Annotated in this window: 6 protein-coding genes; all 6 read left to right on the top strand. The window is 63.3% G+C overall.

Going from position 1 to position 6,524, the window contains the following annotated elements:
- A partial coding sequence (locus ACYP01_RS12805; protein ID WP_459680360.1) for an ABC transporter ATP-binding protein occupies positions 1-639 on the top strand: 639 nt, incomplete at its 5' end.
- Between the two features lie 170 nt (positions 640-809).
- On the top strand, positions 810-2,099 hold the full coding sequence (locus ACYP01_RS12800; RefSeq protein ID WP_007735225.1) for an ABC transporter substrate-binding protein: 1,290 nt from the start codon (positions 810-812) through the stop codon (positions 2,097-2,099).
- Positions 2,100-2,119: 20 nt separating this feature from the next.
- Positions 2,120-3,295: a carbohydrate ABC transporter permease gene (locus ACYP01_RS12795; RefSeq protein WP_007735224.1), complete on the top strand. Its 1,176-nt coding sequence runs from the start codon at positions 2,120-2,122 to the stop codon at positions 3,293-3,295.
- Positions 3,292-4,128 carry a carbohydrate ABC transporter permease gene (locus ACYP01_RS12790; RefSeq protein WP_459680356.1) on the top strand — a complete coding sequence of 279 codons (837 nt, stop codon included), beginning with the start codon at positions 3,292-3,294 and terminating at the stop codon, positions 4,126-4,128. The genes ACYP01_RS12795 and ACYP01_RS12790 overlap by 4 nt, the downstream gene beginning before the upstream one ends.
- 22 nt (positions 4,129-4,150) lie before the next feature.
- Complete coding sequence (locus ACYP01_RS12785; RefSeq protein ID WP_019746112.1) at positions 4,151-4,360, top strand: hypothetical protein; 210 nt, start codon at positions 4,151-4,153, stop codon at positions 4,358-4,360.
- Positions 4,361-4,472: 112 nt separating this feature from the next.
- Positions 4,473-6,524 (top strand): transglycosylase domain-containing protein (locus tag ACYP01_RS12780; RefSeq protein WP_459680352.1); only part of this gene is annotated, 2,052 nt, incomplete at its 3' end.

The raw sequence follows: 6,524 nt of genomic DNA, 5'->3' as shown, positions 1-6,524 counted from the left end.
ATGGGCCGCGCCATCGTCCGCCAGCCGCAGGTCTTCCTGATGGACGAGCCGCTCTCGAACCTCGACGCGAAACTCCGTGTGCAGACACGTACGCAGATCGCTCAGCTGCAACGACGCCTCGCGACGACGATGGTTTACGTGACCCACGACCAGGTCGAGGCCATGACGATGGGTGACCGCGTGGCCGTCCTCGAAAAGGGAATCCTGCAGCAGTGCGCCTCGCCGCGCGAGCTGTACAACAAGCCGAAGAACGTCTTCGTCGCCGGCTTCATGGGTTCACCCGCGATGAACCTCTTCACCCTCCCCGTCGTCGACGGCGGCGTCGCATTCGGTGACGGGATCGTTCCGGTTCCGCGCGAGACGATGAACGGCGTCGTCGAAACCGAGGTTGTTCTGGGTATTCGCCCCGAGCACCTCGAGATCGCAGCCGAAGGCCTGCCGATGGAGGTCGACGTCGTCGAGGAACTGGGCTCGGACGCCTACGTCTACGGCCGGACCACGATCGGCGGACGGTTGCAGCAGATCGTCTCGCGTGGTGACTGGCGCAATCCGCCGCAGAAGGGCGAGCGCGTCAACCTGCGCGTCGACCCCGAGAAGGTGCACATTTTTGCCACCACCGACGGGCGTCGCCTGGGTTAGGTCGACCTGTCAAACGACACATGACCGATTCAGGTTCGGCGTAATACCCACAAGTAGGGGTGTCTCGTGCCACAGTAGGGGCCGATGCCGGGAGCCGGCACTCATGGCGCATGCCGTGAGCAGGCTCTCGGTGACCGTCTATTTGTCATACACATACGGGGAGCGAATCCATGGTTCTGAACTCGAAGGCGATGCGCCGCGCTGCAATTGCAGCCACGGCAGCGTCCATGCTGGTACTGGCAGGCTGTTCGTCCGATTCGGACAAGGACAGCGGAACCAGCACCACGGCCGCATCCGGGGGATCGTCCTCGAGCGAAGGCCGCGGACCCATCACGATCGTCGAGGGGCAGGATGCCCTGAACGAGGCGCTCGAAAACATCATCTCCGACTGGAATGCCGAGCATCCGGACGAGAAGGTCACGCTCAAGCCGCTGGCGAAGGAAGCCAACGCGCAGGTCGACGACATCACCCAGCGCATGCAGGCCAAGAGCGACGAGTACGACCTCATCGGCGTCGACGTCGTCAACACCGCTCAGTTCGCCGCAAACGGTTGGCTGCTGCCGCTCGAGGGTGACCTCGCGATCGACGAGTCCGGCCTCCTGCCGTCGACCGTCGCTTCGGGCACCTACAACGGCAAGCTCTACGCAGCGCCGAAGAACACCAACGCCGCGTTCCTGTACTACCGCAAGGACCTCGTCGAGAAGGCTCCCACCACGTGGGCCGAGCTCAAGGAAAACTGCCCGAAGGCTGTCGAAGCCGGCATCTCCTGCTACATCGGTCAGTTCAAGAACTACGAGGGCCTGACGGTCAACACCACCGAGATCACCAACGCTTTCGACGGCCCGTGGGTCGGCCCGGACGGACTGACCCCGGCCATCGACGACAAGACGAAGGCAGGCGTTCAGTCGATCGTCGACAACTTCGCCGACAACACCATTCCACAGGAAGCACTGACCTACTCCGAGGGCGAGTCGCAGACCGCGTTCGGTGACGGCAAGGCACTCTTCATGCGCACGTGGTCCGGCTTCTCGGTCGACGGTGAGAAGACCTCGGTTGCCGGCAAGTACGGCTACACCGTTCTTCCGGGTGTCGACGGACCGGGCGCTTCGACCGTCGGCGGCTACAACGTCGGCATCAGCGCGTACTCCGACGCGCCGGCAACGGCTCGTGACTTCCTCGAGTTCATGCAGACCAAGAAGTCGCAGACGTACTTCACCGAGGTCGGCGGCGCACCCGTCCTCTCGGCTGTCTACGACGATCCGGCAGTGCTCGCTCAGTTCCCGTACTTCGCGACCCTGAAGGAAGCACTCGCGACCGCTCAGCCGCGCCCCGTCACGCCGTACTACACGCAGGTGTCGAAGTCGATCTCCGACAACACCTACGCTGCTATTCGCGGTGAGAAGACCGTCGAGCAGGCTTTGGCGGACACCAAGGCCGGCATCGAAACCGCCGGTAACTGATCTACCAGGAGCAATAAGCAATGGCAGAACCGCAGGATCCTTCCGCGGCTGTGCCTACCAACCCCACGGTCGGGGCCGGTTCAACCGGTCCCGACCGTTCGGGCGTTGGTGGGAGACACCGTGCACCGGAACCGCTAGAAGAGCCGTCGGCATCCGAGGCAGCAGGGACATCCCTGACCAAGGTTCTGCCTGACCTTGCAGCTACTCCACCCCCACCGACCTCGCCCCCGCCTGCGTCGGCCGACAAGCCGAAGAAGCGTCGACGAGTTCCGGTGTGGGCGTTCGTCGCACCGTCGCTGATCGTTCTCGCCGTCATCATTCTGTATCCGCTCGGACGAGCGATCTGGATGTCGATGCACAGCGACGGCAAGAAGCTCGATCCCGAGACCGGCATGTTCGTCACCGGTCAGTTCACGTGGTTCGACAACTACAAGAACTGGATCACCCAGTCCTGCAACACCGCCAACGGCTCGATTCCCTGCCCGCCCGGCACACTCGGATCGCAGTTCTGGCAGTCGATCGGAAATACGTTCGGCTTCACCGTCGTCACCGTCCTGCTCGAGACGGTGATCGGTCTGTCGATGGCGTTGATCATGGCCAAGACGTTCCGCGGACGCGGTTTGCTCCGCGCTTCCGTGCTGATTCCCTGGGCCATCCCCACCGCCGTCACCGCGAAGCTCTGGTTCTTCATCTTCGCCAACGACGGCATTGCCAACAAGATCCTCGGCACCAACATCCTGTGGACGGCGGACCCCTGGCCGGCGCGATTCGCGATCGTCGTCGCCGACGTCTGGAAGACCGCGCCGTTCATGGCGTTGCTGATCCTCGCGGGTCTTCAGATGATTCCCGCCGACGTCTACGAGGCCGCCAAGGTCGACGGTGCGACGGCGTGGCAGCGGTTCCGCATGATCACGCTTCCGCTGGTCAAGCCCGCACTCATGGTGGCGGTGCTCTTCCGCACGATGGACGCGCTGCGCATGTACGACCTGCCCGCGATCATGATGGGATCCAATCCCGCCACCTCCACCATCTCGGTTCTGGTGGTCGATCAGATGCGCGTCGGCGCCAATTCGGCGTCGGCACTGTCCACCATCACGTTCCTCATCATCTTCGCTGTGGCCTTCATCCTGGTCCGATTCCTCGGAGCCAATGCGGTCAGCACGCAGGAAAAGCAGCGGAAGGGGGAGCCGGTATGAACAAGGCACTACGCGGCAAGATCGGCACCTACATCGGCGTCGTACTGATCATCGTGTGGGGACTCGCTCCCTGCTACTGGATGATCGTGACGGCGCTGCGCGACCCGGCGGACACGTTCTCGACGTCGCTGTGGCCCACCAATCTCACGCTGTCCAACTTCACCGCGGCGCTCGATCCCGACGCGAAGGTGAACTTCACCCGTGCACTGATGAACAGCCTCATCATCGCGGGCGCAACCACGCTGATCGCCGTGGTCATCGGCGTGTTCACGGCGTACGCGCTCTCGCGTTTCGATTTCCGTGGCAAATACTTCGTCACCGGAATCATCCTCGGCGCGTCCATGTTTCCGGTCGTCGCCCTCGTGACCCCGCTGTTCCAGTTGTTCACCGACATCGGCTGGATCGGCAGCTACAAAGCGCTGATCATCCCGAATATCTCGTTCGTGCTGCCGCTGACGGTCTATACGCTGACGTCGTTCTTCTCCGAGCTTCCGTGGGAGCTCGAGGAGGCGGCGCGTATTGACGGCGCCACCCGTGGCCAGGCCTTCCGTCTGATCATGCTTCCGCTCGCCGCGCCGGCACTGTTCACCACCGCGATCCTCGCCTTCATCGCAACGGTCAACGAGTACCTGCTCTCGCTCCAACTCTCGAGTGACAAGACCGCACCCGTCACCGTGGCGATGGCCAAGTTCTCCGGAACGGACCCATTCGTCACGCCGTACACCTCGATCATGGCCGGCGGAACCCTCGTGATGGTCCCGCTGGTCATCATGGTTCTCATCTTCCAGCGACGCATCATCGCCGGTCTGACCGCAGGCGGCGTCAAGTCGTGATGCGCGCTTGCGCACGGTTTCGATGAGGCGGGCTTCGCGCGCCCAGCGTATGGAGCTGATTGCCGGCTTCATCTCGGTCTTCGCCCTCATGGCGTTGATCGGCGCTGTGGTCGCGATCGTCAAGGGAGACCCCGGCGTGATGCCGTCTTTGGTGCTGCTCGGTTGCGTCGTCGCTCTCGGGCTCGCGTTCCGCGGATATCGGAACGCGGTCCGAGCAGAACGTCGCGAGTAGCCAGCCCGGTAGGGTGACATTTCGGTATCGCAGTTGCCGGGAGTTATCTGATCGAGATATCACCCTGGTGGAATGGTGCCGGTAAGTCCGGATCCACGACCGGGAGTGTTGAGTGAGTCCATCGAACAGATCGAGTGCGACGGGTGGCGATCAGTCGTCGGCTCGATCGGGCAAGTCGGCTAATTCGCCCCGGTCGAACAAGTCGGCCAAGCCCGCTAAGAAGCAGCGCTCGAAGTGGCGGTACGTCCGGCGGACCATCTACGTTCTCGTGCTCCTGATGGTCATCGTGCCCGCGTCGATTTTTGCTGTCGCGTACAGCCGGACCGACGTCCCGCGCCCCTCTGACATGCAGACCAATCAGGTGTCCACCATCTACATGGCCGACGGCACGACTGTGCTCGGCAAGGTAGTGCCGCCGGAGGGAAACCGGACCGAGGTCGCGTTGTCGGCCATCCCGATTCACGTCCGCGATTCGGTGCTCTCGGCGGAGGATCGCAACTTCTACACCAACCCCGGATTCTCGATCTCCGGATTTGCTCGCGCTGCCCGCGACAACGTGATGGGCAAGGAAAGCGCCGGCGGTGGCTCGACGATCACTCAGCAATACGTGAAGAACGTCTTGGTCGGTGACAAGCGCAGTATCGACAGGAAGCTGCGTGAGCTCGTCATCTCCGCCAAGATGGCGCGCGAATGGTCCAAGGACGACATTCTTGCCGCGTATCTCAACACCATCTACTTCGGTCGCGGTGCGTACGGCATCGCCGCCGCGTCGAACGCGTACTTCGACAAGCCGGTCAGTGAGCTGAGCGTCGAGGAAGGCGCAGTTCTCGCGTCCGTCATCCAGAGCCCGTCGTTCCTGGACCCCGAGACCAATCTGTCCGCGCTGCAAGCGCGCTGGGACTACGTTCTCAACGGCATGGTGGAACTGGGCAGCCTGACCAAGACGGATCGCGACGCGATGCAGTTCCCGGCCGTCGCCCCCGCCAATCGGCCGACCGATCTGAACCAGGCGCCAGGACCCGAAGGCCACATCAAGACCCAGGTACTCAAGGAACTGGCCGAGGCCGGTATCAGCGATCAGACGCTGAACACCGCTGGCCTGCAGATCACGACGACCATCGACCCGGTTGCGCAGGAAGCTGCGCTGAACGCCGTCAGGCGGAATCTCGAGGGCGAGCCGGAAGACCTGCGGACCGCAGTAGTGTCCATCGACCCCAAGACCGGTGGCGTCGACGCCTATTACGGCGGTGACGACGGAGCCGGCTTCGACTACGCCCAGGCGCCGCTGCAGACCGGTTCAGCGTTCAAGGTCTTCGGTCTGGTCGCAGCATTGATGGAAGACATTCCGCTGTCCGCACGGTTCGACAGTTCACCGCTCACGATCAACGGCGTGACCATCGGAAACGTCGGCGGCGAATCCTGTGGTCGATGCACCATCGCCGAGGCACTCAAGCGTTCGCTGAACACCAGCTTCTACCGGTTGATGCTCTCGATGGAGAACGGTCCCCAGAAGATCGCCGACGCCGCCCACCTGGCCGGCATCCCCGAGCACATTCCCGGACTCGACTACCCGACGCTCACACAGGAGGGTGGTCCGCCGGAGAACGGAATCGTGCTCGGCCAGTATCAGTCTCGCGTTATCGACATGGCGTCCGCTTACGCGACGCTCGCCAATTCCGGTGTGTACCAGCAGCCGCACTTCATCCAGAAGGTCGTGACGGCCGAAGGTGAAGTCCTGCTCGATCGCCCGGTTTCTCCCGGTGAGCGTCGTCTCGATGCTGCCGTTGCCGACAACGTCACGCAGGCGATGCTGCCGATCGCGTCGTACTCGAACGGTCACGCGCTTGCCGGTGGACGCCCGTCTGCAGCCAAGACCGGTACCGCGCAGTTGGGTGACACGGGCCAGAACAAGGATGCGTGGATGGTCGGTTACACGCCGTCGCTGTCCACCGCGGTGTGGATCGGAACTTCCGACGCTCAGGCCATCACCAACTCCTACGGTGGTTTGATCTACGGCTCCGGAGTGCCTGCGGACATCTGGAAGAGCACGATGGACGGCGCGCTGAAGGGATCCGACTGGGAGAGCTTCCCGTGGCCGGACCCCATCGGCGGGCAGGCCGGCGTTCCCGCGAACTCCGGCGTGACCTCGGGGGACGGGACGGGC

The organism is Rhodococcus sp. no. 34, from assembly GCF_054589475.1.
This window is presented reverse-complemented; position numbering and strand designations above follow the sequence as displayed.

What these genes read in the sequence shown, in the direction of transcription:
- ACYP01_RS12785 (WP_019746112.1), top strand. Translation starts at nt 4,151, where the DNA reads ATGAGGCGGGCTTCGCGCGCCCAGCGTATGGAGCTGATTGCCGGCTTC.
- ACYP01_RS12795 (WP_007735224.1), top strand. Translation starts at nt 2,120, where the DNA reads ATGGCAGAACCGCAGGATCCTTCCGCGGCTGTGCCTACCAACCCCACG.
- ACYP01_RS12790 (WP_459680356.1), top strand. Translation starts at nt 3,292, where the DNA reads ATGAACAAGGCACTACGCGGCAAGATCGGCACCTACATCGGCGTCGTA.
- ACYP01_RS12800 (WP_007735225.1), top strand. Translation starts at nt 810, where the DNA reads ATGGTTCTGAACTCGAAGGCGATGCGCCGCGCTGCAATTGCAGCCACG.